Raw genomic sequence first — 25,627 nt, 5'->3', positions numbered from 1 at the left:
CTACGCCCCGACGAGGCCGAGGTGGCGGGTCACGAGGTCCGGGTCGGCGCGGACCACGTCCCCGTCGAGCGACTCCACGACCTCGCCACGGACCATGAACGCCACGCGATCGGCCACCTTGAGGGCGAAGGCCACGCGTTGCTCGACGAGGAGCACCGCGGTTCCACGTCGCTTGAGCTCGGTGATGATGTCGCCGATGAGGGTCACACGCTGCGGATCGAGCCCCTCGGAGGGCTCGTCCATCAGCACGACGCGGCCGTTGCCGAGCATCGCCCGAGCGACGGCGAGCATCTGCTGCTGGCCTCCGCTGAGGTTGCCGGCCGACTGCTTCGCGCGCTCGCGCAGGATGGGGAACCGATCGTAGACGTCATCGATGCGCCACGTCCCCTCGGCATCGCTGCGACGCTCGGCCACGGTGAGGTTCTCGGTCACCGTCAACGAGCGGAACACCCGGTGGCCCTGCGGCACGAGCGTCACCCCCGCGACCAGCCGCTTCTCGGGCGGCGCCTTGGTGATGTCCTTGCCATCGAAGTGGACCGAACCTCCGCGGACCGCGATGAGGCCCGCGAGGGAGTGCACGAGCGTCGTCTTGCCGACGCCGTTGCGGCCGAGCACCGCCACGCACTCGCCCTCGGCGATCTCGATGTTGCACCCGTGGAGGACCTGGCTCGGCCCGTAGTAGGTGTCGAGGTCACGTGCTTCAAGCAACATCGTGGTCGCTCCCGAGGTAGGCATCGATGACCCGTTCGTCGCTGGCGACCACGTCTGGCGACCCGGTCACCAGCTCCTGGCCGTTGACCATCACGGTGACCTCGTCCGCGAGGCGGAACGCGATGTCCATGTCGTGCTCGACGAGGACGATGGTCAGGTCACGCGGGAGGGCGGCGATGGTGTCGGCCAGCCGCTCCGCCTCGCTCTTGGACACACCGGCGGTCGGCTCGTCGAGCAGGAGCACCCGCGGATCTCCCGACGTGGCGAGCACGAGCTCGAGGATGCGCTGCTGACCGTAGGACAGCTCGCTCGGGCGCTCGTCGGCGACGTCATCGAGCTCCCACCGCGCGAGCAGATCGGCCACGCGTCGCTCGACGTGGGCGAACCCGGCCAGGGGCCGCCAGAACGTGCGGCGCACCGACGGGTCGCCGCCGGCGATGGCGAGGCGCACGTTGTCGGCCACGGTCAGCTGGCCGAAGAGGTTGCTGAGCTGGAAGGTGCGAGCGATCCCAGCTCGACTGCGGGCGTGGACGGACTGGCCGGTGATGTCCTCCCCGCCGACCAGGACGCGACCGGCGGTGGGGCGTAGCTGCCCGGCGATGAGGTTGAACAGCGTCGTCTTGCCGGCACCGTTCGGGCCGATGATGGCCCGACGCTGGCCCGCGGGGATCTGGAGGTCGACCCCGTCGACGGCCGTGAGGCCGCCGAAGGCGATGGTGAGGTTCTCGGTGACGACGGCGTCGGCGGTCACGACGGCACCTCCTCGTTGTGGACCTGGGGACCGGGCGGTGCTGCGGCCACGAGCAGGCGTTCCGCGTCCCTCTGGCGGCTGCGCCGCCGACGGACGAGGTCGTCGACCAGACCGAGCACGCCCTGCGGCAGGAACAGCATGGTGAAGATGTAGGTCAGCCCCAGGATGGTCAGCCAGCGGTTGGTGAACCCACTGACCCAGGTCTCGAGGCTGACCAGCAGGAGGGCGCCGACGATCGGGCCCGCGAAGTAGGTCGCACCCCCGGCGATGGCGAAGACCATGACCTCGGCGCTCGTCTGCCAGGCGACGTTCTCCGGTCCGACGAACCGGTTCAGGAGGGCGTAGAGCACCCCCGCGATGGCGGCGACCGCACCCGAGACCGCGAACGCGGCGATGCGGTAGCTGCCGACCCGGTACCCGAGCGCGGCGAGGCGCGACGGGCTCTCGCGGTGGGCGACGATGGCCACACCGGCCGGAGACCGCTGGAACCACCACACGAGGGTGCCGAAGACCGTCACGATCGCGAGTACGGCCCAGTAGAAGGTCGCCGCGTTGGCGCCGCCGATCGGGAGCAGGTCGCGTGAGATCCCCGCGAGGCCGTTGTCGCCACCGGTCCACCGCACCTGTTGGAAGGCCAACCCCCAGACCGCCTGCCCGACGGCGAGCGTCAGGAGCAGCAGGTAGACCGCGTTGGTGCGCAGGGTCAGCGCGCCGACGAGCGCACCGAGCAGTCCACCGAGGAGCAGCGCGAGCACGAAGACGGACACGAAGCCGAGGTCGTAGCGCAGGGTCCCGATCGCGACGAGGTAGCCACCCACCCCGAAGAAGGCCGCGTGACCGAGCGAGGGCATGCCTCCGGCGCCGAAGACGATGTTGAACGCGATCCCGAACAGGGCGAAGATGGCGATGCGGGTGGCCACCCCGGTGTGGAAGCCGCTCAGCGTGAGGGGGACCGCGGCCACCAGCGCGAGCAGGAAGAGGACGGAGAGCGCCTTCAGGGCCGCCGACGATCGTGACGACACGTTGCTCACGCGAACTCCTTCTTGCCGAGGAACCCGCGCGGCCGCATCGCGAGCAGGAGCACCACCGGGGCGTAGACCGTGAAGAGCGCGTAGGTCGGGAACAACCACTTGCCGAACTCGTCGAGCAGCCCGACGGCCAAGGCCGCGAGCAGTGCCCCCGGCACGGAGCCGAGGCCGCCGACGACCACCACGACGAGGGCGAGCAGGAGGATCTCCCACTCGCCGCCCGGGGCGAGTCCGGTGAACGCGCCGCCCCACACCCCGGCGAACGCGGCGAGCGCGGTGCCGATACCGAAGACGGTGACGAAGATGAGCGGCACGCGGATCCCCACGGAGCGCGCGATCCACTCGTCGTCGACCGAGGCGCGGACCATCGCCCCGACCTTGGTGCGCGTCAGCAACAGCTGGAGGCCGGCGAACACCGCGAGCGCCACGACGATGAGGGCCATGCGGAAGTGCGGGAAGGCGAAGTTCTCGAGACGGAGGACGCCGTCCAGCCCCGGAGGCCGGGGTGGCGACATGGGCCGGCCGCCGTAGTACGCCAGGATCTGATCGGCGACCAGGAACGCGAACCCGACGGTGATGATGATCTGCGGCAGCTCCTTGTTGAGCACGCGGTGCAACGCGAGCCGCTCGAAGGCGACGCCGATCACCGTGGCGGCGACGATGCCGACGGCCATCGCGAGCCAGTACCGGTCGGTGCGTCGCAACACGTCCAGCGCGACGTAGCCACCGATGGCGTAGAAAGCGCCGTGGGCGAGGTTGACCGTGCGCATCAGGCCGAACGTCAGGGTCAGGCCGCTGGCGAGCAGGAACAGCAACGCCCCGAACGACAGACCGTTGAGGGTGTGACCGAGCAGTTCTCCCACGTCCCTACCTCTCTGGTGGTGGGTCGGTGGGCTGCGGCCGGACACCGCAGCCCACCGAGGGGTCAGCCGGTCCAGGTGCCGCGACGGTCGGCCATCCGCTCGCCGCTCATGAACTCCTCCGGGTCGTAGGTCCAGAACTGCGACACGTCCTCGAAGGTGTGGACGACCTCGTTGACCCAGCGACCGTCATCGTCCTGCGTGGTCTCGCGCACGTAGACGTTGTAGACGGCCTGGCCGTGCTCATCGAAGGCCAACGGTCCACGCGGCGCGTCCACCTCCACCGCAGCGATGGCGTCGACGAGTGCCTCGGACGTGACCTCGCCATCGATGTTGGCGAGCGCAGCCTCGATGACCATGGCGGCGGCGTAGCCGTGCTCCGCGTACTGCGAGACGGAGCGGTACTCCTCCTCGAAGGCCTCCCGGAACGCGACGTTGTCCTCCGTGTCGAGAACTCCGGAGTAGTGCAGGGTCGTGACGGCGCCCTCGGCGAACTGCTGCTGCTCCTCGAGGACCTGCTCGTCGGTGGTCGAGCCGTGGCCGAGCATCGGCAGGTCCACGCCGAAGTCGCTGTAGGCCCGGGTGAAGCGGATGGCGTCCGAGCCGGCGATCACGGTCCAGACCGCGTCGGCGCTCCGGTCGATCTGCTGGACGAAGGGGGCCCAGTCCTGGGTCCCGAGCGGGGCGTAGAGCTCCTGGACGATCTCGCAGCCCGCGTCCTCGTAGGCCATGGCGAACCCACCCGCGGCCTCCCAGCCGAAGGCGTAGTCGAGGCCGACCATGGCGACCGTCTCGTAGCCGAGCTCCTGGCAGGCGTACTCGCCGAGCGGCATCGAGTCCTGCGACGAGGTGTACGACACGCGGAAGATGTTCTCGGCCGCGTCGCGCTGCGTCAGGTCGTCGGCACCGGCCGTGGTGATGATCAGCGGGACACCGGCCTCCCGGACGACCTCGCTGGCACCGTAGGTCACCCCCGAGTTCACGAACCCGACGAGCACGTCGGCGCCCCGTCCGAGGAGCCGCTCGACGCCTTCGATCGCGACCGCGGTGTCGTTGGCGGTGTCCTCCGAGACGACCGTCACCTCGTAGCCCGACAGGACGCCGCCGCGCTCGTCGAGGTACAGCTGGAACCCATCGTTGGTGTCCTCACCGAGGGCCGCGAAGGGACCGGTGAGCGGGTTGATGAGGCCGACCGTCACCGAGCCTTGCGTCGCCTCGTCCTCGTCCCCGTCCGTCGCGGAGCCGTCCGTCGCCGCGTCAGCAGCGTCGACCGCCTGCCCCTCGTCGCCGGAGTCGACCGCCGACCCCGAACAAGCGGCGAGCAGCACGCTCGCCGCGACGGCGGCGCCGGTGCGTCGGGTTCGTCCGTACCTCATGTGTGTTCCTCTCCGTATCCGGTCCCGCGGGGCGCGGGGCCTGCCGCTACGTGTGCTGCTCGAGACCTGGCGCTCAGCCGGGGGGCGCCCACCACGGTGGTGGCGGCCACGGCGCCGACGAGGGCGCTCGGGGCGATCGCCGCCGTGTCGCACGCCCGAGGAGGACGCCGATCGCGAGGGCCGCGAGCACCGGTGCCGCCCGGGCCACCAGTGGCCCGACGATCACGCGCAGGACGTCGAGGTCGTCGCCCGCAGGACCCGCCGTTGTCGGCGACGGTGGCTCACCGGCGGCCGCCGGTGCCGGTCCGAGCCCGCCGGCGTGACCGTCGGTGATCGCCGGCGCGGTGAACGTCGCTTCGAGGTTGCGGGCGAACTGGTCGAGCACGCGCTGGGTCACCTCGCCGAGGGCGCCTCGACCGAACTGCGCCGCCTTCCCGCGGATGTCAAGGTCCGTGACGACCTCGACCTGGCTGCCGTCGACGCCGTTGGCGCTGACGGTGGCGACCACCGTGGCGCTGGCGGCGCCCTGCCCGCCGATCTCGGTGCCGGAGGCGGTCAGCCGTGCCCGGCGTGCCACCGCATCCGCATCGCCGACGGTGACGGCCCCCTGGTAGGCGGCCGTGATCGGACCGACGCGCAGTTTGAGGCGGCCCTGGAACGCCTCCCCGTCGCGTCCAGTGAGCTCGGCGCCGGGCATGCAGGGTGCGATGCGCTCGAGGTCGAGGAGCGCGGCGAACGCGGCGTCGGGCGGTGCCGGGACCGAGAAGGTGTTACGCAACTGCACGGGCTGCCTCGTGAGGTCGGTGGGCGGTGGTGCTCGATCGCGTCGGGCTCCCGCTCCCGTTCGGTCCCATCGAACGCCATTCACTGTTGGTATACAAACATTCGCATAAGAACGAACCGTGGTCAAGCCCAGCGGGTTCCGTTCTCGTGAACCTCCCGTTACGTCCCTGGCGCGAGACGCCGGGTCACGCGCCGCGGTCGACAGCTCACCCCTCGGGGAGCCGCGGAACGCGCTTGGGCGGCGGCGTGTTGCGGCTCTTGGCCACGACGACCTTGCCATCCACCACCACCGCGGCGATCGCCGGGGTGTCGCCCGCGGCGAGCGCGCCGCAGAAGTCATCGGCGCGGCTGCCGTCCGGTGCGTCGGTGACGATCAGGTCGGCCGGGGCACCCACCTCGATGACCCCGCCGGCGACGCGGCGCGCGGTGGTGGTGTTGCCGCTGGCGGCCGCGAGGGCCTCCGGCGCGGGGATGCCGGCCAGCGCACTGATCCACGACAGGGTGCGCAGCACCCCCAGGGGGACGACGCCGGTTCCCGCCGGCGAGTCGGTCCCGATCAGCAGGCGGTGCAGCTCGCCGCGTTCAGCGACCAGGGTGGCGACGTCGCGCGCCGCCCGGACGTTGCCGTTGTGGACCAGTTCGACGTAGGCGTCGGTCTCGACCAGGATCCGCTCGACGTCCTCGATGCCCGTGGCGGTGGGACCGCCGTTGACGTGCGCAGCGACGTCCGGGCGCACGGCGACGACGAACTCCGCGTCGATGGTCCGGCTCGTCGGGACCGACTTGCCCCCGACGTGGGCGGTCACGGTCATCCCCGCGGCCTGCGCCCACGCGGTCATCTGGGCGGCGGTGTCGGGATCCTGCACGCCCGAGATCCCGATCTCCCCGACCAGGTGGACCCCCTGGACCGCGAGGTCGCGGAAGTCCTGCTCGGTCAGCCCTTCCTCGAGCAACAGCGCCCCGGCGTGGACCCTGGCCCCGCTCGGCCGCACCGTGCGGAAGGACTTGGCCGCGAGGACCGCGAGGGCCTTGGTGCCCTCACGGTCCTTCGGCCGTCCGGGGGTGTGGACCTCGCCCGCCGAGATGACCGTCGTCACCCCGCCGTGCACGAACCCCTCGAGGTAGTTCGCCTGGTGCTGGCGTGGGGTGTAGTCGCCGAGCACCGGGTGGACGTGGTCGTCGACGAGCCCGGGGGCGAGGGTCGCGCCGTTGACGTCGAGCACGGGACCCTCACCGTCGAGGTCGCTCGCGTCCCCGATCGCGGCCACCTTCCCGTCCTCGACGAGCACGGCGTCGGCCTCCGCGATCGGCGCGTCGATGCGCCCCGTCAGCAGGGTGCCGATCCCGGTCACGAGCAGTCGATGGGTCACGCTTCTACCTCCTGGGTGGTGGTACCGGGATCGTCGGGGACGCCGCCCGCGGCGATCACGGCCGGGTCGGCGGGGGTGGTCAACGCCTGCAGATCCGCCACCCAGTCCTCGGCGTTGAGTCGCGAGGTCGGGCCGGCCACGCTCACCGCGGCGACGACCTTCGTCCCGAACCGGACCGGCACGGCGACGCCCGAGATGCCGTCGAGGAACTCGTCGCGGGCGTGGCTGTACCCACGTTCGCGGATCCGTGCGAGCTCCTCGAGCAGCGTGCTGCGTTCGCGGATGGTGTTGCTGGCCTGCGCGGGGAGGACCTCGTCGGGGTAGAGCTCGACGAGCTCGTCCTCGGACATCTCGGCGAGGAGGCACTTGCCGCTGGCCGAGGCGTGGAGCGGCATCCGGGTGCCCGTCCGGATGCTCGTGCGCAGCACGTGCGAGGTCTCGAAGCGCTTGACGAAGACGACCGACCGATCCGAGCGCACACCGAGCGACACGGCTTCGCTCGACCGCGCCGCGAGCTCCTGCATGCCGGGTGCCAGCGCCGCAGCCACCGCGGAACGCTCGGCCGCGTGGACCCCGATGAGCGCCGCCTGGAGCCCGAGCACGTACCGGTCCGACGTCTCGTCCTGCTGCACGAAACCCGCGTGCCGCAGGGTCTGCAGGCTGAGGTGGACGGTGCTCTTGGGCAGGCCGGTGCGGCGCGCGACCTCGCTGACCCCGGTGGGTTCAGCGTCCTCCGCGACGGCGCAGAGGACCGCGAGTGCGCGTTCCACCGAGCGCGACCGCCGTCCGCTGCCGTTCGATGTCATCGAACACCATTCACTGTTGGTATACGAACATTCGCAGACGAACAGTCTCCGGTCAAGGGTGTGCTGATGGCTGCCGTCCGAGCGCGGCGACCTACGCCGGCTCGAGCCCGACCGGATCGGTCCAGGTGACCGTCGAGCCCTCGTGCACGCCCACCTCGGCGAGCACCCCCTGGCCCACCTCGAGGGCCGCGTCGTACTCGGTCTCGGGGTCGTAGGTCGGGCAGGGGTCGGCCTCGCACGGGTCCATCTGGAGGACGGCCACGACCTCGCCGTCGAGGACGTACGCGATGTCGAGCGGGACCAGCGTGTCCTTCATCCAGAAGCCACCCGTACGGGGCTCGTCGAAGAGGAAGAGCATCCCGACCCCGTCGGGCAGGTCGGGCACGTTCATCAGACCCTGGCGGCGACGGTCGCCGTCGGCGGCGACCTTCGCCACGATGGTCGTCGTCCCGTCGAGGGTGACGGTCGTCTCGGGCCAGTCGTCGACGACGTCGAGCAAGGGCGGCACGCGCCGCTCGGCGCCCTGCTCGGTGGCGATGTCGTCGGACGGGATCGCCTCGGTCACGCCCGGCACGTCCGGCTGCGGCGTCGCGTCGGTCGCCCCGTCCTCGCCGACGGGGACGTCGTCGATCGGACGCGCGTCGGTCAGGGCGGGGTCGTCGTCGCCGCAGGCCGCGAGGAGGCAGGCCGTCAGGGCCGCCGCAGCCAGGGCACGCCAGGGCGCGGGGCGGCGGGAGGGCAGGGTGGAGGTACGCATGGCACGACGCTACCCGGCCGGCTCGAGCCGCGGCACCACGGCCGGGGTCGCGCCTCAGGCGGCGGTGCCGTGGACCTCGGCCCGCGTGGCCCTGCGGGCCAACTCGCGCCGGGCTCGGGCGAGCATGGCGCACACGATCACCGGGTGCAGCGGCCAGACGAGCGCCATGTAGGCCCGGCCACGCCGGTTGTGGGTGCGGACCACGGTGCTGACGGTGACGGCCCGCTCGTCGACCAGGATCGACGCGCGGAAGTCGAGGTGGTTCGCGTCGCTGCCGAGCAGGACCTCGCGGTGATCGCTCGCGATCGTGGCGAAGCTGCGCTCGTCGCCGCGGTCGATGCCCACGACCCGGACGGCGCCGTTGCGCAGCCAGAGCAGGGCGTCGACCCAGCGCGGGCGGTGCCCGAAGATCGCGGTGGCCCACACGGCAGGGTCCGACGGCATGCCACGCAGCAGCGGCACCTGCCAGGCGTCGACCAAGTCAGGGGCTGCCAGCGCATCCCGCGCGAGTGCCGCGGCGTCCGGCACCGCGACCGCGGTCGGCCTCGGGTGTTCGGTGAGCCGCCACCACAGACGTACCCAGGGCGACCAGCGGGCCGGGTCCGCGACCTCGCCGGTGGCCACCCGCTCCATCCCGTCGAGCAGGTCCTCGACCTCGGCGTCGTGCAGCCAGCGGACCACGGTCGGAACGAGCAACCGCATGGCACCCGTGGTCCGAGCCTCGAGGACGTGGCGGACCACGCACCGGTCCGGGCCGAGCGGGTCGACGGTCAGTTCGTGGTGGCCGTCGAGCCCGAAGCCCGGGTGGAACGTGAAGCGGACCCGCCGGCCCGGCTCGTGCTCGCTGACCCAGTAGCGGACCGGCCCGTGCCCACCGTCCGCGCCGACCTGCAGAGGCCGGTCCAGGACCAGCGGCTGCCACACCGGGGTCGGCCAGAGCTGGTCGTCGTCGCCCCCGAGCCGGTCGAAGGCCGCCGCCAGGCGTTCCGCCGGCGCCGCGATCTCGCGTTCGTGCACGTTCCGCATGGCCAGCGCCCTTCCGTACGGTTCCGTACGTTCCGGACCGTACGGTAGCGTACGGTCCGGCGGGGCGCGACGGCGGGTCAGCCGGCGAGGTGGTCCATCACCGCCTTCGCCGCGTGGTCGGGGTCGTCGATCCAGGGCAGGTGGCCGGCGTCCGGCATCATCTGGAGCGACGCCCTCGGCATCGCGGCGACGATCCGTTGGGCGACCTCGGCCCCGCCGAACGTGTCGTCCTCGCCCCACAGGAAGACCGTGGGCGAGGTCACGCGGCCGAGGACCTCGTCGGGGATGGTGAGGCGACGGTCGAACCCGAGCGGGCCGCCGAGGCTGGCGATCATGCGACCCTCGTTCGCCGAGGTGTCGGTGTAGCGCTGCAGGGCCAGGTACCAGTCGAGGAGGTCCTGCGAGAGCGTGCCGGCGTCGAGGCTGGCCCCGTGGCCGATCTGCCGCATCATCGACCGACCGACGCGCGCGCTCGGCGGCAAGGCGCCGAGCAGCGGCCCCACACCGCGCGTCATCACCAGGCGCATGAACGGCGGGGTGCGCATCCCCGGAGCGAACGCCGGGCACGCCATCTGCAGCGTGCGGCCGAAACGGGTACGGCCCGATCTCACTCGACGTGGCGGTCGACCTGACCGCGCCCGCGACCGTACGCCCGCGACACGCGGTGCGGGTCGGAACCACGCGCGGAACGGTGCAGGTCCCGCCGGATTGCTGGGCGGTCAGCCTGCGGGGTAGGGCACGGCCTCGATGTCCGGCCGGTCGCCCACCGGCATCGGCAGTGCGTCCTCGGTGGGGAGCCGGTCGCGGTCCACCGCCAGCACGGCGCGGAAGGGGTTGAAGTCCGCGGTGCAGGCCCCCTCGGAGGGCGATGCCACGGCCACCGCCACCCGGTCGCCGTCGAGGTGGACGTCCTCGACCCACACGGGGCAGCTGCCCGACCGCCCGCCCGACCAGATGACGAGCACCTCGCGGTCCCAGTCGACGGTGTCGAGATCGGCGTGCAGCCCGTCCTCGGCCGCGTGCCCTGCATCGCGCGGTAGGTCGTCCGGCACGTTCTCGGCGAAGGCGCGTTCGGCCACCTCGCGGTCGTAGGCGATCTCGAGGGCGCCGTCACCAAGGGGGTCGAGGTCGTCGCGCCAGCCCGGCACGGTCGCGAGGGTCCGAACCGGCCCGTCGGGGTCGTAGCTCGGCGGCGGGTCGAGCACCTCGAAGCACACCGCGGGGTGATCGAGGTCCGCTGCGAGCTCGGTGAGCGCCGCGGTGTCCCCACCGACGACCGTGACCGTCACCCGCTGGATGTCGTCGCGCAGGCCCGAGCCGACGACCGTCCCGGGTGGGGTGCCGACGCTGTCCGCACCGCCCCCCATCCGGGCGTTCACGGTCGCCTGCACCTCGAGGAGGTCGGCGTAGCTGTGCTCGCCCCGGACCACCCACCAACCAGCGCCGAACCGTTCGCGCAGCTCGGCGGCGTACCGGTCCACCTCGTCGGTGAAGGCCATCACCGTCGCGCCGTGCTGGTTGTCGAGCCACAGGCCCGCGTAGTGATCGGGCGCCTCACGTTCGGCCCAGTCGCGTGCCTGACCGAGCAACGCCCCGTGCTCACCGGGGAAGGCGTCCTCGCCGTCGGCCTCCACCGGGATGTCGGGGTTGACGTTGGCGGTGGTGAGCGCTGCGTCGGGTTCGGGCTGGTCCTCGGGCGGCGGGTCGTAGGTCCGCGGCGCGTCCCACTCGGGGCAGGTCGGCAGGTCGACGGGTGTCGCCGTGGCCCCGTCGTCGGCGCCCGCACCCCCGTCGGGTGCCGCCGCGTCCGTCCCGGGGTCGACCGACGGCGTGGGACCACCCTGCCCGCACGCTCCGAGGACCAGGGCCAGCGCGGCCAGCCCTGCAACGCGGGCGGTCATCCTCGTCGTGCGTATGAGCGTCCCCCCGTGGCTCGCGGTCGGGTGCCGGTGGGACGTCGCGCCGAGCCCGGTGGTTCCACGGTCCTCAGAAGAGACGGTCGCTGCCGTCCCGCTCGAGGTCGAGCAGCTGCTGCTTGCGCTCGAGCCCGCCGCCGTACCCGGTGAGCTTGCCGTCGGCACCGACGACACGGTGGCACGGGACGATGATCGCGATCGGGTTGCGGCCGTTGGCGAGGCCGACCGCTCGCGACGCGCCCGGCGATCCGATGTGGTCGGCGAGCTGCCCGTAGGACCAGGTCCGCCCGTACGGCACCTCGCGCAGCGCGGTCCACACCCGACGCTGGAACTCGGTGCCCTCGAGCCGCAGCGGCACGTCGAAGTCCGTCCGGTCACCGGCGAAGTACTCGGCCAGCTGCAGCTCCACGTCACCGAACGGACCGTGGTCACGCGGACCGAAGGTCGCCTCGTCCGGCGCGTGCCGCTGCGCGTCCATGTACAGGCCGCTGAGGATCCCGTCGGTCGCCACGAGGGTCAGCGGGCCGATCGGTGACAACACGGTGGTGTGGACACGGCTGGTGGCGGTCGCGGTGATCACGTCGGTTCCGTTCGGTGTCGGGCGGCTCACGCGGCCGTCCCGTCGGTGGCCTCCACCGGCGCGGTGCCGGGCAGGACGTTGATGTCGTGGTCGAGGGCACCCCAGAGGTGCTGGACGGCGTAGGCCCGCCAAGGCCGCCACCGTGCGGCGTGGGCGAGCAGGGCTGCGGGTGTGGTCGGCAGGCCGAGCTGCTGCGCCGCGAGCTTGACGCCGAGGTCGGTCGCGGGGAACGCATCCGGGTCGCCGAGGCCGCGCATGGCGATCACCTCGACGGTCCAGGGGCCGAGGCCCGGCAGGGCGAGGAGGGCCGCCCGCGCCGCGTCACGGTCCGCCCCGGGGCCGAGGTCGAGACCGCCGGCGGCGATCGCCTCGACCAGGCCCGACAGCGCGGCCCGTCGTGAACGTGGCATGGCGAGCGTGTCGGGGTCGACACCGGCCAGCGCCTCCGCCGAGGGGAACAAGTGGGCCAGACCGCCGTCGGGATCCTCGACGGGCTCGCCGAGGGTCTGCACCAGCCGGGCGGCGTGCGTCCGGGCCGCGGCCGTCGAGACCTGCTGGCCGAGGACGGCCCTGACGGCGAACTCCTCCGCGTCGACCGTCCGCGGGATCCGGCGACCCGGAGCCTGGTCCACGAGGTCGGTGAGCGACGGATCGCCGGCCAGGAGCTCGTCCACCGCGACGGGGTCGGCGTCGAGGTCCAGGAGGTGGCGGCACCGCCCGACCGCCGCGGTCAGGTCGCGCAGGTCGGTGAGGCGGAGCCGACAGCCGACGTGGTCGGGTCGTGGGCGCAGCTCCACGATCGCGTGCCCGTGCGGCAGGCGGAGCGTGCGCCGGTAGGCACCGTCGCGCCACTCCTCGACGCCGGGGACGCCGGTCGCGGCGAGGTGGCCGAACAGGCTGTCCGGGGTGAACGGCTGCCGGAAGGGCAGGCGCAACTCGACCACGCCGGCGGCGGGGCCGTGCGACCTCGTCGTACACGTCGAGCGGCCGCGCAGCTCGCTCGGGGTGACGTCGAAGACGGTCCGGACGGTGTCGTTGAAGCTGCGGATGCTGCCGAAGCCGGCAGCGAACGCGATGTCACCGAACGGCAGCGACGTCGTCTCGATCAGGATGCGTGCCGTCTGGGCCCGGTGTGCCCGAGCGAGCGCCAGCGGCCCGGCGCCCAGCTCGGCCTGCAGGTGCCGCTCGATCTGCCGTGCGCTGTACCCGAGCTGGCGTGCCAGACCCGCGACCCCCTCGCGGTCGACCACGCCGTCCGCGATCAGCCGGACCGCGCGGGCCGTGGTGTCGGCCCGCAGGTCCCACTCGGGTGAGCCTGGGCTGGCGTCCGGTCGGCACCGCTTGCAGGCACGGAAGCCGGCACGCTGCGCCGACGCGGCCGAGGGGTGGAACTCGACGTTCGCGGCCTTCGGGGTGATGGCGGGGCAGCTCGGCCGGCAGTAGATGCCGGTGGTGCGCACGGCGGTGAAGAACCACCCGTCGAAGCGGGCGTCCCGGGCGCGCATGGCGCGGAGGCAACGGTCGTGGTCGATGTGCATGGCCGCAGTGTCACCCCCCGTCGCACCGGCCGCTAGCAGGAACGCGACATCGACCTCAGGTCCGTGACGCGCCGGGAGCTCGGACGCTGTGGCCGTCCCCTGGGCGGGCCGGACGCTAGCGTCGTCTGTACCGATCGGGGGGGCCTTCCGTGTGGAGCAACGCCAACGCAACGGTGATCGCGGTGGTGCTCGCGACCGTGCTCGCGATCCTGTCCGTGCCAGCCTCCGCCGACGCCGATGCGCACCGCGATGGAGACCGCCATCCGTGCGCGGACGTGTCGGCGGCACCCTTCGTCGACCGCGACCGGATCAGCTCGGTGCACCGCGATGCGGTGGACTGCCTGTGGCACCTCGGCATCGTCCGGGGATCGGTGACGGCCGACGGACGGCGACGGTTCGACCCCACCGCGGCGGTCGATCGCGGCCAGTTCGCCGGGATGCTGCACCGGCTCCTCGATGTGACCGGCCGAGCGGACCGTCTGCCCGAACCGCGGCGACCCCGGTTCGATGACGTCCCCGCGGGCCACACCTTCGACCGCGAGGTCCACACGCTCGCGAGCGCGGGGGTGATCGAGGGTGTGGACGGCCGGTCGTTCGCGCCGGGACGTCTCGTCCGCCGCGACCAGACCGCCTCGCTGCTCCGCCGTGCCGCGAGATGGGCGACCGGCGACGAGCTGCTCGCCACCTCGGGGCCGCTGTTCCACGACATCGTCGGCAGCGTCCACCGGGATGCCATCGAGGCGGCGTTCGAGTTCGGCCTGGTCGACGGTGTCGCCTACCCCTGCGGCGATGGGGGCGGCCGGTACGAGCCGCTCCGCTCGCTGCAGCGTCAGCAGGCCGCCAGCGTGCTCGCGCGGGCGATCGGGACGCTCGACGCCATCGAGGCCGGCGAGGTCGAACGGCGGAAGCCGGACCCCGAGTGCCCGTCCCCCGTCTGGGTACCGCGGATCGACGCGGCTGTGGACTACGCCGAAGGGCGCACCGGCTCGATCAGCTTCGCGGTCATCGGTACCGACGGTCAGCTGGTGGGGCACCGCGCCAGCACGCAGGTCGCGGCCGTCAGCGTCATCAAGGTGATGTTCCTGGTCGCCTACCTCGATCACCCCGACGTGCGCGATCGGCCGCTCACCGCCGACGACCGCGACCTCCTCGAGCCGATGATCCGCCGCTCGGCGAACGAGCCCGGGACGCGGATCGCCGACATGGTCGGCCCCGAGGGCATGAACGCACTGGCGGAGCGGGCGGGGATGCGGGACTTCCACTTCACCCGGCCGTGGGGCAACAGCCGCACGTCCGCCCGGGACCAGGCGCGCTTCATGCTCGCGTTCGACCGCTACGTGCCGAGCCGACACCGTGACTACGCACGCCAACTGCTCACCCAGGTCGTGCCCGAGCAGCGGTGGGGTATCGGCCAGGTCGCCACCGATGGGTGGACCAAGCACTTCAAGGGCGGCTGGGGCCCGGGGACCGGCTCGGTCGACCACCAGGTGGTGCTCCTGCGCCACCACGACGGCACGCGTGTCGCACTCAGCGTCATGACCACCGGGAGCCCGAGCCACGAGTACGGGAAGGCCACCCTCGAGGGTCTGTTCAGGCGGCTCCTGGCTGACCTCCCCCGGACGTAGCTGGGGGCGGTGAAGCGAGAGGCCGACCCCTCGCAGGAACGCGACATCGACCTCACACCGTCGGCTGACCGCTACCCCGCCGCCTCGGCCACCTCCACGTCGATGCGGACCGTGATGGTCGCCCCGCCCTCCGAGACGAGCTCGCAGTCGATCCGGCCCCGGACGTCCCGCTCGGCCACCTCGGCGACATCCGTCCGGCACGCGTCCCCACTGGCCGTGAAGACCGGTGGTGGCGCGGCCGGATCGACGGTCGGCAACCGCAGCTCCACGCGCGTGCGGTCCGCATCCCCGGACCCGAGCCGGACGCGCAGCTGCACGGCGACACCCTCGCGCAGCGACACCAACTCGGCGCGGAGCTCGTCACCAGGCCCGGTCGGCCAACGCAGCGAGCGCACGTGGTCGGCGACGTACGCCCCGCCCAGGGCGCCGTCGACCGTCACGGTCGCGGTCCCCGGCGTGGCGGCGACACGGGCGTCCGCCTCACACTCGGCCCGGAAGTAGCTGCTGACGGTGTCCGGTAGGGACGCGGCGCCAAGGTGCCGACCCTCGATGTCGTACAACGCCACGCTCCACGGTCCGTCCCAGTGGCCGGGGTGGTGCGCGAAGACGAGCCCCTCGTGTGGGACGACCGAGACGGACCCGCCGTCGGCCGCTGACAGGACCACCTCGTGGACCTCGAGCGGGACGCTCAGCGCGGTCTGGATCGACGCGCACGAGCCACCCCCTGCGGCGAGGATGCGGTGGACACCCGCCCCGAGCGGCAGGTCATCGACGAGGTGGATCGGCGTCGGGCCGCACTGGGGCTGCGGTGATCTGTCGCCGGGGGTCACGGCGAGGCAGTGCGGACCGTCCCACTCGGTGTACAGCTCGCCGTCCTCCTCGGTGGTGATCTCGCCTCCGTGCGTCCGGTAGCGCACCACGTCGATCCGGCCGAGGCCGGTCTCGGCCCAGGTGACGACCTCGGCGGTGCCCGGCAGCGCTTTCGGATCGAGACGCTGCGCCACCTGGTCCGCGGCTGGGCCGTCGAACCCTGGCTGCATCGTCACCTCGACGTCGGCGCCCACGGGACGGCCGTCCTCGTCGGGCCGTGGCTCGTCGACGATGGGGGACGGGGAGGGGGACGGCAGCACGTTGAAGGCTGCCACGAGGGCGAGGAGCACCACCGCCGCCGAGGCGACACGCGTCGTCACCGACCGACGTCGGCCGCGACGGACGATCTCGTCGATCGGAGCGGGGCCGCGGCTGTGCGGCGCGGCCTCCTCCAGCAGGTCACGGAGCTCAGGCACGGTCCACCTCCACGTGCGCCTCGATGTCGTCCCCGATCGCCTCGCGCAGGGCCGCCATCGCCTTGAAGGTGGCCTGCTTGACCGCACCGGGCGAGGTGCCGAGCGCATCGGCGGTCTCGGCCACCGATCGGCCGAGGAAGTAGCGGTGCACGATCGCGGCACGCTGGCCCGGCGGCAGCCGGAGGACCGCGGCGCGGACGGTCAACCCGGCGGCGGTGTCGACGGGGACCTCGCGTTCCTCGGGTGGCCCGTGGCGGGTGTAGGCCCGCCGTTCGGCGTAGCGGCGCCGGAACCAGGTCCCTGCCAGGTTGAAGGCGACGCGGTGCACCCAGGCGTCCGGTCGATCCATCGACCCCACGTGCGACCAGCGCTGGTAGGCGCGGGCGAACGCGTCCTGGGCCAACTCCTCGGCGACGGCCGTGTCGCCGCAGTAGAGGGCGAGCGCACGGACGAGCCGTTCGTACTCGCGACCGACGAGGGCCTCGAACCCCTCGTGCTTCTTCCCCGCCACGTCCCCTCCGGAGGTCTGTCACGCATCCAGACGCACGAGCCGAACCATCGGTCACCCGGCATCACTCGGAGCATCGCAGCCGTGGTGCCGTGACCGCGGGGTCTGGCGGCGGTGAGGTGGCGTCTGTACGGTTCGGGGACGGCGGCTCGCCCCGCCGGACCTCCACCTCGGTGCCCGCGCTACCGAGCCCGACCGCACCCCGGTCGGACGGAGGCAGAGGGGACCTCGAGTGCTCGGCGAGGGTGATCCGACCGACGTGTCCCGTGCACGCCGGTGCGCGCGGGACGCCGGCGGTGGCACGGCCAAGACACGTGAGGCTGTGAGATGACCCGCAACGAATCCTTCAAGCGCCGGATCCGTGCCCGCATGGCGGAGACCGGCGAGCGCTACGGCGCGGCACGCCGCGTCCTGATCGAGCGTGCCGCACGGCAGGCCGAGGACGGCGCGACCACCCGGACCTGGGTGGCCGACCCCGAGCACAGCGACGCCGCCATCGAGGAAGCCACCGGGCGCACCTGGGACACCTGGTGCGACCTGCTCGACGACCGGCTGGGCGACGACACCAGCCACGGCGCCATCGTGGACGTGGTGCAGGAACACGGCACCGACGGGTGGTGGGCCCAGGCCGTGACCGTCGGCTACGAGCGCATCACCGGCCTGCGCCTGCCGTTCCAGCGGCCCGACGGCACCTTCACCGCGAGCAAGTCGCGGACCGTCACGGTCGACGCCGAGATGCTGCGCGACCTGCTGCTCGACGACGACGGGCGGGCCGCGTTGTTCCCGGGTGTCGACACCGAGCTGCGGTCGCGGCCGACGTCGAAGAACGTCCGGCTCAGGGTCGGCCCCGGGACCGCCGAGATCTCGATGACGCCGCGGGACGAGGCCCGGGTCGCGATCACCGTGGCCCACGAGAAGCTGCCCGATGCCGCGGACGTCGACCACTGGAAGTCGTTCTGGGACGAGTGGCTCGCCGCGGTCGACGCCGCATGACACCGTCCAGCGCCCCGGCCGGCTGGTCCGGCCGGGGCGCTCAGCCACGCCCGCCGTCGCGCGAGGCGACCAGCTGCTCGATGCCGTCGAGGATGCGGGCGAGCCCGAACTCGAACAGGAACGCCGGGTCGGTGTGGGGGGCGCCGATCGTGGTGCCGACACGGCTGGCCAGCTCGTAGTCGCGGTCGGCCATCACCTCCTCGAGGACGGGCAGGACGCTGTACCACCACTCGTCGTCCGAGACCCCGCTGCGCTCGGCGTCGCGCCGGATCTCGACCGAGCGGCGAGCGGTGCCCTCGACGTGGGCCTGGAGCAGTTCGACGACCCCGTTCATCTCGAGGTCGTCGAGCCCGATCCCCTCGACGGCACGCAGCTCGAACTCGTAGCGGTCGAAGGTGTTCGGGCCACCGACCGGGCGGGTGAGCGGAACGTCGACCAGCCACGGGTGGCGGCGGTAGAGCTGCCAGTAGTCGCGCGCGATGACCTCCAGCCGCTGCCGCCACGTCGCACCGGCGGGTACCTCCGAGCTGAGCTCCCCGGTCACCCGTTCGACCAGGAGCATGACGAGCTCCTCCTTGCCGGGCACGTAGGTGTAGAGCGACATCGCACCCACGCCGAGCCGCTCGGCGACCTTGCGCATCGACAGCGCCGCGAGCCCGCCCTCGCTGGCCAGCTCGAGTGCCGCGTCGACGACCCGGTCGACGGTGAGCCCGGAACGCGCCGACGGCTGGTCCGGCCCGCGCCACAGCAGGCGGAACGCACGGGCGTGGTCGGGGTAGTCGCGGGACTCGGGCACGGCAGCGTCCTCCTCACCCGCGCAGGGTAACCGGTTGACGCCGCGAACCGTACGCCGTACTGTTCTCGGTTACGTACGCCGTACGGAACAGGCGGAGGAGCACCGGATGATCCGAGCACGCGAACTGACCCGAACCTTCACGGTCAAGAAGGACGACCCCGTCGTGGCCGTGGACGCCATCGACCTCGACGTCGAGGAGGGCGAGCTGGTCGCCTTCCTCGGCCCCAACGGCGCCGGCAAGTCCACGACGCTGCGGATGCTGACCACCCTGCTGCCGCCGACGGCCGGGACCGCCAACGTCGCGGGGTTCGACGTGACGACCGAGGCGGCGAAGGTGCGCCGCCGGCTCGGCTACATCGGGCAGGGCAACGGCGCCGGCCACTACCACCGGGTCCGCGACGAGGTCGTGTTGCAGGGCCGCGCCTACGGTCTGGCGTGGCGTGACGCCCGGCAGCGGGCCGACGAGCTGCTCGAGGCGCTCCAGCTCACGAGCATGGCCAAGCGCGGTGCCGGGACGCTCTCCGGCGGGCAGCGCCGCCGTCTCGACATCGCCATGGGGCTGGTCCACGCGCCACCACTGCTGTTCCTCGACGAGCCGTCCACGGGCCTCGATCCCCAGAACCGCGCGAACCTGTGGGAACACGTCCTCGGCGTGCGGGAACGGTTCGGCACCACCCTGTTCCTGACCACCCACTACCTCGACGAGGCCGAGCGCATGGCCGAGCGGGTCATCGTCATCGACCACGGGAAGGTCATCGCCGACGACACGCCGGCGCGCCTGAAGGCCGAGCTCGCCGGGGACGAAGTCACCATCGGCCTCAGTGATCCCGGGCGCACGGCGGCCGCCGTCGAGGTGGCCGACCGGCTCGGTCGCCTCCACGCGGTCCGCGTGGACGGGGCGGACGTCCACCTGCGCATCCCCGACGGTGCACAGGTGTTGCCGGGCTACCTCCGCCAGCTCGACGCCAACGGCATCGAGGTCGAGCGTGCCGAAGTGTCCCGACCGACCCTCGACGACGTGTTCCTGCACCTCACGGGGCGGAGCCTGCGCGAGGAAGCGCAGGCCGCCGACGACGCCCGGTCCCGCGAGGACGGGGTCCACACCACACCGCAGGAGGTGCTCGCTTGAGCCACCAGACCATCGCCACAGGCCGTCGCGGCACCCCCGTCAGCGACGCCATCACGATCTTCATCCGCCAGTCGCTGCCCCAGCTGCGCGAACCCTGGGGCCTCGGGTTCGGGATGCTGCAGCCGCTGGTGTTCCTCGCCTTCTTCGGCCCTCTGCTCGGCGGCGTCGTCGACGCACCGGGCATGGCCGGAACCGAGGGGAGCGATCCATGGCTGTGGTTCGTCCCGGCGGTGCTCGTCATGCTCGCGCTGTTCGGCACGGCCGGCACCGGCTACATGATGCTCACCGAGATGCAGACCGGATCGCACGAGCGTCTGCTGGTCACCCCGATCAACCGCACCTCGATGCTGGCCGGCAGGACGCTCGGTGACGTGGCGACGCTGGTCGCCCAGGGCGTGCTCATCATCGTGGTGATGCTCCCGTTCGGTCTGCGACCGCACCCGCTCGGCGTGGTGATCGCGCTCGCGCTCCTCGCGCTCCTCGGCCTGGCGTTCGGCGCGATGTCGCACGCCCTGGCCATCGCCCTGCGAGCGCAGCAGGAGGCGTTCTACATGGTGCAGTCCAGCGTCACGTTCCCGCTGCTGTTCCTGTCCGGCCTGATGCTGCCGCTCGAGATGGGGCCCGGCTGGATGCAGACGATCGGCCGGCTCAACCCCCTGACCTACGTGGTCGAGGCGCAGCGGGCGTTGTTCGCCGGCGACCTCACCGAGGGGGTCGTCCTGCAGGGCACCGTCAGCGTCGTCGCGCTCGCGGTGGTGGGCCTCGTCCTCGGCACCCGCGCGATGCGCCGCGCCCACAGCTGATCGCGTCGGCACCGGGCCCGGGCCGCAGGTGGCCCGGGCCCCGGGCTGTCCCGGCCTCGCGGACCCGAGCGGTCCGCGGGGGGTGATCACGGCCTGGCGCTGCGGAGCGCGGCGACCGCCCGGTCGACATCCGTCTCGTCGGTGGTCACGTGGAAGCAGGCACGCACCCGCCCGGCCCGGACGCTCGCGCGGACACCGGCAGCCTCCAGGGCCGCGAGCTGCGCGTCTGACGCCGCGACCGACACGATCGCCGAACCCGTCCGCGGCAGTTCGAGCCCGTCGCAGAACCGGTCCGACAACGCGACGTCGTGGCGGTGGATCGTGTCGACGCCGAGGTCGAGGATCGCCTGGAGGGCGGGCCCTGTACCGACCCAGGCCAGCCACGCGGGCGAGACGTCGAGCCGTCGGGCGTCCCCGGCCAGCCGCAGCGGACCGCCGTAGATCGAGGTCCACACGTCGGCCCCCGCGTACCAGCCGGCGTTCACCGGGACGAGGTCGTGCAGGCGGTCGGGTCGCACGAACATGAACGCCGTCCCTCGCGGGGACAGCAGCCACTTGTAGGCGCCGGCGACCACCACGTCGAACCGGCTGGCGGCCACGGGCAGCCACCCGCAGGCCTGCGTCGCATCGGCGAGGGTCATCGCGTCGTGCTCGGCCGCCGCGGCGGTGATGGCGTCCACGTCGGCGATGCGGCCGTCGGCGGATGCTGAACGCCACGAGTCCGGTCGAGGGGCGCACCTCCTCGGCGAGCGCCTCGAGCGGCACGAGCCGGACCTCGAGATCCTCGCGGGCGAGGAACGGGAACAGCACCGACGTGAAGTCGCCCTCCGGGCAGAGGACCTCCGTCCCCGGTGCGAGCGAGGTCGCCACCGTGCCGATCAGCACCGAGACCTGCGAACCGACGGCCACCGTCGACGCCTCGACGCCGACGAGCTCGGCGAACGCCGCACGGCAGGCCGCGACCGCCGCGTCGTAGTCCGGCGCCCGCGCCTGGCCACGCTGCCACGCGTCGACCGCGTCGTGCATCGCAGCCACGGTGGCGATCGTCGGCAACCCGAGCGACCCGGTGTCGAGGTAGTCCGGGACGGGCACGTGGAAGCGGCCGAGCGGTGTCGGCACGGGACGGTCCGATCGTGAGGCGGGAGGCAGCCCGAGCACGTTAGGGCCGGGCGTCCGCCGCCGCGCCGGTACCGTCACCGACCGCTCGCAGGTTCGGCACGTCCCCCGGCTGCGGAGCAGCCAGCCGACGAGGACCCGACCGTGACCACGACCGAGCCACACGCGCCGGAACGCACGGACCGCGCCGATCGCGTCGCCGAGCGGCTGTCCGGGCCGGTCCTCATCGCCGCGCTGGCATCCATCCCCGCCACGTTCCTGACCCTCTTCGACGGCGCCTACCAGACCGCCGGCAGCACGCTGAACGCCGTGTCCGGCGCGGTCCTGGTCGCCGAGACCGTGGTGCTGCTGGTCCTCGCCGAGGACAAGCGCGCGTGGCTGCGGCGGAACCGGTGGCTCGTCGGGCTGACGCTCGTGGTCGTCCCTGCGGTCGTGTTCGCGGTCGGCCCGGTCCAGCTGCTGCGGCTGGCACGGATCGTCGGGGCCCTCCGGATCGTCCGGGTGCGCCGCATCTTCAAGGCGGGCCGCATCCTCCGGGACCGCTACGGGGCCGATGCCCGCTGGGAGCGAGCGGCGACGATCGGGCTGACCGTTGCCGCCGCGGCGTTCGTCACGATCGTGCTCGCGGATCCGACGTCGCAGTCCCGCCAGTTCCTCGACGGTGCGGCGGGGCGCGGCGGGGCGCTCGGCGTCGCGCTGGCCGGGGCGCTCATCGCCGCGGCGACCTACGTGGTCCGTGCGAACCGCCGACGATGAGCAGCCGGCCGGGGTCGCTCACACCTCGCGACGCTCGGTGACGCTGAACCAGTTGCCGGAGTCGTCGCGCAGGACCGCCTCGATGCCGTAGGGACGTTCGGCCGGTGGGCTGAGGAAGGTCACGCCCTTCGCCGACAGCTCGTCGTAGGTGCGCTGGCAGTCGTCGGTCTCCAGGACTCCGATGCCGAACGCGCCCTTGGCGACCAGAGCACGGAACTGTTCGGCCGTCTCCTCGTCGCGCCCCATGCCCACGTCGGAGAGGATGATCTCGACGTCGGGCTGCTTCGGCGGGCCGACCGTCAGCCAGCGGAAGCCGGCACCGGCACCCTCGAAGGCCTCGCCCATCGACACGTCACTGCGGACCTCGAAGCCGAGCTTGTCCGTGTAGAACGCGAGCGCCGCGTCCTGGTCGAGCACGTACGCCGTGGCGTGTGAGAGTCGGGTCAGCACGGTGGTTCCTCCATCGGATCGATCGGGTCGGGTGTCGCGCGAGCCGCGACGTGACCGACGCTACGACGACGGACCTTCGACGCGCTTCTCCTGGCTTGCGGTCCCGTCCACCGGCGCCGCGAGCTTGCCGCGGTTCGGCAGCTCGGGTCGGGCCCAGGCCATCACGTAGCAGCCGGGCACGGCCGGTGGCCCGCCGAGCTCGGCCTGGTCGCGCTGGTAGACCGACGGTGAACGGCCGACGATCTCGGTGAACCGGGAGCTGAACGATCCGAGGCTCGCGAAGCCGACGAGGTGGCACACCTCGGTGACCGTGAGGTTGGCGTTGGTCAGCAGGTGCTTGGCCCGTTCCACGCGCCGACGCGTGAGGTAGTCACGCGGGGTCTCGCCGAAGGCAGCCTTGAAGGTGCGCGCGAAGTGGTACCGGGAGAAGCCGGCCTCCCGGGCGAGGGCATCGAGGTCGAGCGGTTCGGCGTACCGGCGGTCCATCAGGTCCCGCGCCCGCCGCAGGTGGATGATCGTCTCGGGTGGGACCTGGCTCGCGGTGGCTCCCACCGTGACCTCCGTTCGCTGCCCGCGTGGCATCCGGTGACCAGGCTAGGGCTGGGCACCAGCGGAACGTCGAGCGTCCTGGGGGTGGGGTGAACCCCACCTCGGCACGCCGGGTACCGCCATGGCCTGCCGTCCCTGCCCGGCGTAGTGTCCGGTCATGGACACCACGACCACCCCCACCTCGCCGGCCGCGCAACTGGCGCGGTGGGTGCTCCGCGGGCGATCACCCGCACGTGTGGCCGCCGTGACCGGCCACCTCCTGCTCGATCTGCCCTTCGGGATCCTGTCGTTCGTCGTCGTGGCGGTGCTGGTCCCCCTGGGTGCGGGTCTGCTGATCGTCTACCCACTGGCGCTGCCGGCGCTCGGCGCGTTCGTGGTCGTGGCGCACGGCCTCGCCGCGCTCGAGCGCGGCCGCGTCCGCGCGTTCCTCGACATCGCGATCGAAGACCCTCCACCGATGCCGACCGAGGGGTCGTGGCACACCCGGCTGTGGGCGGCCCTGCAGCACCCACGCACCTGGCGATCGGCCGCCTACCACCTCCTGCGGCTCCCCGTCGGCGTGGTCGCCTTCACCCTCACGGTGGTCGCCTGGGCGCTGGTGATCGGACTGCTCACCCTGCCGCTGGCGGTGATCGACACCCCCGTCGGGGCGATCCCGCTCCGGCTGTGGGCAGGCCTGCTCCTCGGGCCGCCGCTGGCGATCGTGCTGGTGCCGGTCGTGGTCGAACTGCTCGACGCTGTGGCCGACCTGGACGCTGCGCTGACCGCGGCGCTGCTCGGCTCGGCGCCGGCCGAGGTGCGCGAGCGACGCATCGAACGGCTCAGCGGGTCGCGCTCGGACCTGGTCGACGCGGCCGAGCAGGAACGTCGACGGATCGAGCGCGACCTCCACGATGGCGCCGGTCAGCAGCTGGTGTCGCTGGCGATGACCCTCGGCATGGCACGTGAGAAGCTCCGACACGATCCCGCCGAGGCACAGGCGCTTCTCGACGAGGCCCACGCCGGTGCGAAGCAGGCGTTGGTCGGTCTCCGCGAGATCGTGCGTGGCATCAGCCCCGCGATCCTCGCCGACCGCGGCCTCGGTCCCGCGCTGTCGGCCGTGACCGCCCGAGCCGCCTTGCCCGTCTCGCTCGACGTGCAGGTGGCCGTTCGCCCCGATCCGGTGACCGAGGGCATCGCCTACTACGTCGTGTGCGAAGCGCTCAGCAACGCGGTCCGGCACGCCGGTGCGTCACGGGTCGAGGTCACCGTCGTGCGTGAGGACGATCGTCTCGAGCTCACCGTCCGCGACGACGGCCGCGGCGGCGCCGACCCCGCCCGCGGGACCGGCCTGCACGGCTTGGCCGCCCGTGTCGGAGCGGTCGACGGCGACCTCGAGGTCGACAGCCCCCGCGGCGGACCCACCACCCTTCGCGCCTCCCTGCCGATCCGTCCTGCTGCCGAGACCACGGCGTCGGTGGGGGGTTGACGTGCGGCTCGTGATCGCCGAGGACTCGGTGCTGCTCCGGGCCGGCCTCGTCCGGCTCCTGGTCGATGCGGGCATCGAGGTCGTCGGTGAGGCCGAGGATGCGGCGACGCTGCTCGCGCTCGTGGACCAGACGCGCCCCGACCTCGTCGTCGCCGACGTGCGCATGCCTCCGGGGTTCAGCGACGAGGGCATCCGCGCCGCGGTCGCCATCCGCGAGCAGCACCCCGAGATCGCCGTCGTCGTGCTGTCGCAGTACGTCGAGGAGGAGTACGCCGCCGAGCTGCTCGCGGACCGCCCGGAGGGCGTCGGCTACCTGCTCAAGGACCGGGTCGCCGACGTGAGCGACTTCGTCGCCACGCTCCACCGTGTGTGCGACGGCGGGACCGCCCTCGACCCCGAGGTCGTGGCCCAGCTGCTGGCTCACAGCCGGCGTCGCGACCCCCTCGACGGGTTGACCGATCGCGAGCACCAGGTCCTCGGTCTCATGGCGGAGGGCCGCTCGAACGCCGGCATCGCCGAGGTGCTGGTGCTGAGCCACGGCGCGGTGGAGAAGCACATCAGCAACATCATGACGAAGCTCGACCTGCCGACGAGCGCTGGCGACAACCGTCGCGTCCTCGCCGTGCTGCGCTACCTGGAGGCGTGA

General features: G+C 72.6%; 27 protein-coding genes. 7 read left to right on the top strand and 20 right to left on the bottom strand.

Features of this window, described 5'->3' with window-relative positions; translation table 11 throughout:
- The 14 genes from NITAL_RS06135 to NITAL_RS06070 all read right to left on the bottom strand — a co-directional run bounded on the left by NITAL_RS06135 (position 1) and on the right by NITAL_RS06070 (position 13,502).
- On the bottom strand, positions 1-711 hold the full coding sequence (locus tag NITAL_RS06135) for an ABC transporter ATP-binding protein (protein ID WP_052665238.1): 711 nt from the start codon (positions 709-711) through the stop codon (positions 1-3).
- Positions 701-1,462: an ABC transporter ATP-binding protein gene (locus NITAL_RS27880; RefSeq protein WP_052665237.1), complete on the bottom strand. Its 762-nt coding sequence runs from the start codon at positions 1,460-1,462 to the stop codon at positions 701-703. Before NITAL_RS27880 ends, NITAL_RS06135 begins: the two co-directional genes overlap by 11 nt.
- Positions 1,459-2,493, bottom strand: coding sequence for a branched-chain amino acid ABC transporter permease (locus NITAL_RS06125; RefSeq protein ID WP_052665236.1), 1,035 nt, complete (start codon positions 2,491-2,493; stop codon positions 1,459-1,461). The genes NITAL_RS27880 and NITAL_RS06125 overlap by 4 nt, the downstream gene beginning before the upstream one ends.
- On the bottom strand, positions 2,490-3,353 hold the full coding sequence (locus tag NITAL_RS06120; protein ID WP_052665235.1) for a branched-chain amino acid ABC transporter permease: 864 nt from the start codon (positions 3,351-3,353) through the stop codon (positions 2,490-2,492). The genes NITAL_RS06125 and NITAL_RS06120 overlap by 4 nt, the downstream gene beginning before the upstream one ends.
- A gap of 62 nt (positions 3,354-3,415) precedes the next feature.
- The gene (locus tag NITAL_RS06115; RefSeq protein ID WP_052665234.1) at positions 3,416-4,726 is read right to left on the bottom strand and encodes an ABC transporter substrate-binding protein; all 1,311 of its coding nucleotides are present in this window, start codon (positions 4,724-4,726) and stop codon (positions 3,416-3,418) included.
- A 73-nt stretch (positions 4,727-4,799) separates the two neighbouring features.
- On the bottom strand, positions 4,800-5,510 hold the full coding sequence (locus NITAL_RS06110) for an SRPBCC family protein (RefSeq protein WP_083441275.1): 711 nt from the start codon (positions 5,508-5,510) through the stop codon (positions 4,800-4,802).
- Positions 5,511-5,715: 205 nt separating this feature from the next.
- Positions 5,716-6,879 carry an amidohydrolase family protein gene (locus tag NITAL_RS06105; protein ID WP_211262233.1) on the bottom strand — a complete coding sequence of 388 codons (1,164 nt, stop codon included), beginning with the start codon at positions 6,877-6,879 and terminating at the stop codon, positions 5,716-5,718.
- Positions 6,876-7,649, bottom strand: coding sequence for an IclR family transcriptional regulator (locus tag NITAL_RS06100; RefSeq protein ID WP_052665233.1), 774 nt, complete (start codon positions 7,647-7,649; stop codon positions 6,876-6,878). Before NITAL_RS06100 ends, NITAL_RS06105 begins: the two co-directional genes overlap by 4 nt.
- Before the next feature lie 127 nt (positions 7,650-7,776).
- Positions 7,777-8,442, bottom strand: coding sequence for a DUF192 domain-containing protein (locus tag NITAL_RS06095; protein WP_052665232.1), 666 nt, complete (start codon positions 8,440-8,442; stop codon positions 7,777-7,779).
- Positions 8,443-8,496: 54 nt separating this feature from the next.
- Positions 8,497-9,468 (bottom strand): DUF2867 domain-containing protein, encoded by a 972-nt coding sequence (locus tag NITAL_RS06090; protein ID WP_052665231.1) that lies wholly within the window; start codon positions 9,466-9,468, stop codon positions 8,497-8,499.
- Between the two features lie 77 nt (positions 9,469-9,545).
- Positions 9,546-10,013, bottom strand: coding sequence for an alpha/beta fold hydrolase (locus NITAL_RS06085; protein WP_157041653.1), 468 nt, complete (start codon positions 10,011-10,013; stop codon positions 9,546-9,548).
- 174 nt (positions 10,014-10,187) lie between these two features.
- The gene (locus tag NITAL_RS06080; protein ID WP_052665229.1) at positions 10,188-11,369 is read right to left on the bottom strand and encodes a hypothetical protein; all 1,182 of its coding nucleotides are present in this window, start codon (positions 11,367-11,369) and stop codon (positions 10,188-10,190) included.
- An 85-nt stretch (positions 11,370-11,454) separates the two neighbouring features.
- Positions 11,455-11,961, bottom strand: a complete 507-nt coding sequence (locus tag NITAL_RS06075) for a methylated-DNA--[protein]-cysteine S-methyltransferase (RefSeq protein WP_052669484.1) — start codon at positions 11,959-11,961, stop codon at positions 11,455-11,457.
- 29 nt (positions 11,962-11,990) lie between these two features.
- Positions 11,991-13,502: an AlkA N-terminal domain-containing protein gene (locus NITAL_RS06070; RefSeq protein WP_052665228.1), complete on the bottom strand. Its 1,512-nt coding sequence runs from the start codon at positions 13,500-13,502 to the stop codon at positions 11,991-11,993.
- Positions 13,503-13,684: 182 nt separating this feature from the next.
- Here NITAL_RS06070 and NITAL_RS06065 point away from each other — a divergent pair, with 182 nt between their 5' ends.
- A complete protein-coding gene (locus NITAL_RS06065; protein WP_157041652.1) occupies positions 13,685-15,127 on the top strand; it encodes a serine hydrolase in 1,443 nt (480 codons plus the stop codon).
- A gap of 71 nt (positions 15,128-15,198) precedes the next feature.
- On the opposite strand, the gene NITAL_RS06060 is transcribed toward NITAL_RS06065, so the two are convergent.
- On the bottom strand, positions 15,199-16,413 hold the full coding sequence (locus tag NITAL_RS06060) for a hypothetical protein (protein WP_052665226.1): 1,215 nt from the start codon (positions 16,411-16,413) through the stop codon (positions 15,199-15,201).
- The gene (locus NITAL_RS06055) at positions 16,406-16,924 is read right to left on the bottom strand and encodes a sigma-70 family RNA polymerase sigma factor (protein ID WP_052665225.1); all 519 of its coding nucleotides are present in this window, start codon (positions 16,922-16,924) and stop codon (positions 16,406-16,408) included. Before NITAL_RS06055 ends, NITAL_RS06060 begins: the two co-directional genes overlap by 8 nt.
- Positions 16,925-17,248: 324 nt before the next feature.
- On the opposite strand from NITAL_RS06055, the gene NITAL_RS27045 reads away from it, so the two are divergent.
- Positions 17,249-17,914 (top strand): hypothetical protein, encoded by a 666-nt coding sequence (locus NITAL_RS27045; RefSeq protein WP_052665224.1) that lies wholly within the window; start codon positions 17,249-17,251, stop codon positions 17,912-17,914.
- Between the two features lie 40 nt (positions 17,915-17,954).
- Here the strand turns inward: NITAL_RS27045 and NITAL_RS06045 are convergent, their stop codons facing one another.
- On the bottom strand, positions 17,955-18,710 hold the full coding sequence (locus NITAL_RS06045; RefSeq protein ID WP_052665223.1) for a TetR/AcrR family transcriptional regulator: 756 nt from the start codon (positions 18,708-18,710) through the stop codon (positions 17,955-17,957).
- 106 nt (positions 18,711-18,816) lie between these two features.
- On the opposite strand from NITAL_RS06045, the gene NITAL_RS06040 reads away from it, so the two are divergent.
- The gene (locus tag NITAL_RS06040) at positions 18,817-19,839 is read left to right on the top strand and encodes an ATP-binding cassette domain-containing protein (RefSeq protein ID WP_052665222.1); all 1,023 of its coding nucleotides are present in this window, start codon (positions 18,817-18,819) and stop codon (positions 19,837-19,839) included.
- The gene (locus tag NITAL_RS06035) at positions 19,836-20,642 is read left to right on the top strand and encodes an ABC transporter permease (protein ID WP_083441271.1); all 807 of its coding nucleotides are present in this window, start codon (positions 19,836-19,838) and stop codon (positions 20,640-20,642) included. The genes NITAL_RS06040 and NITAL_RS06035 overlap by 4 nt, the downstream gene beginning before the upstream one ends.
- 86 nt (positions 20,643-20,728) lie before the next feature.
- On the opposite strand, the gene NITAL_RS28440 is transcribed toward NITAL_RS06035, so the two are convergent.
- A complete protein-coding gene (locus NITAL_RS28440) occupies positions 20,729-21,322 on the bottom strand; it encodes an aminotransferase class V-fold PLP-dependent enzyme (RefSeq protein WP_211262232.1) in 594 nt (197 codons plus the stop codon).
- 580 nt (positions 21,323-21,902) lie between these two features.
- Here NITAL_RS28440 and NITAL_RS06025 point away from each other — a divergent pair.
- Positions 21,903-22,514 carry a hypothetical protein gene (locus tag NITAL_RS06025; RefSeq protein WP_052665221.1) on the top strand — a complete coding sequence of 204 codons (612 nt, stop codon included), beginning with the start codon at positions 21,903-21,905 and terminating at the stop codon, positions 22,512-22,514.
- Positions 22,515-22,532: 18 nt separating this feature from the next.
- Here NITAL_RS06025 and NITAL_RS06020 read toward each other — a convergent pair whose 3' ends face one another.
- Together NITAL_RS06020 and NITAL_RS06015 are read right to left on the bottom strand one after the other, a co-directional pair.
- Positions 22,533-22,964, bottom strand: a complete 432-nt coding sequence (locus tag NITAL_RS06020) for a VOC family protein (RefSeq protein WP_052665220.1) — start codon at positions 22,962-22,964, stop codon at positions 22,533-22,535.
- Between the two features lie 60 nt (positions 22,965-23,024).
- Positions 23,025-23,516 (bottom strand): helix-turn-helix domain-containing protein, encoded by a 492-nt coding sequence (locus NITAL_RS06015; protein ID WP_211262231.1) that lies wholly within the window; start codon positions 23,514-23,516, stop codon positions 23,025-23,027.
- 154 nt (positions 23,517-23,670) lie between these two features.
- Between NITAL_RS06015 and NITAL_RS06010 the strand changes: the two genes are divergently transcribed.
- Both NITAL_RS06010 and NITAL_RS06005 read left to right on the top strand, forming a co-directional pair.
- Positions 23,671-24,981, top strand: a complete 1,311-nt coding sequence (locus tag NITAL_RS06010) for a sensor histidine kinase (protein WP_052665218.1) — start codon at positions 23,671-23,673, stop codon at positions 24,979-24,981.
- Position 24,982: 1 nt separating this feature from the next.
- Complete coding sequence (locus NITAL_RS06005) at positions 24,983-25,627, top strand: response regulator transcription factor (RefSeq protein ID WP_052665217.1); 645 nt, start codon at positions 24,983-24,985, stop codon at positions 25,625-25,627.

This window comes from Nitriliruptor alkaliphilus DSM 45188 (assembly GCF_000969705.1).
GTDB lineage: Bacteria > Actinomycetota > Nitriliruptoria > Nitriliruptorales > Nitriliruptoraceae > Nitriliruptor > Nitriliruptor alkaliphilus.
Note: the sequence above shows the minus strand (reverse complement) of the source record. Positions and strands in the feature narration are given on the sequence as shown.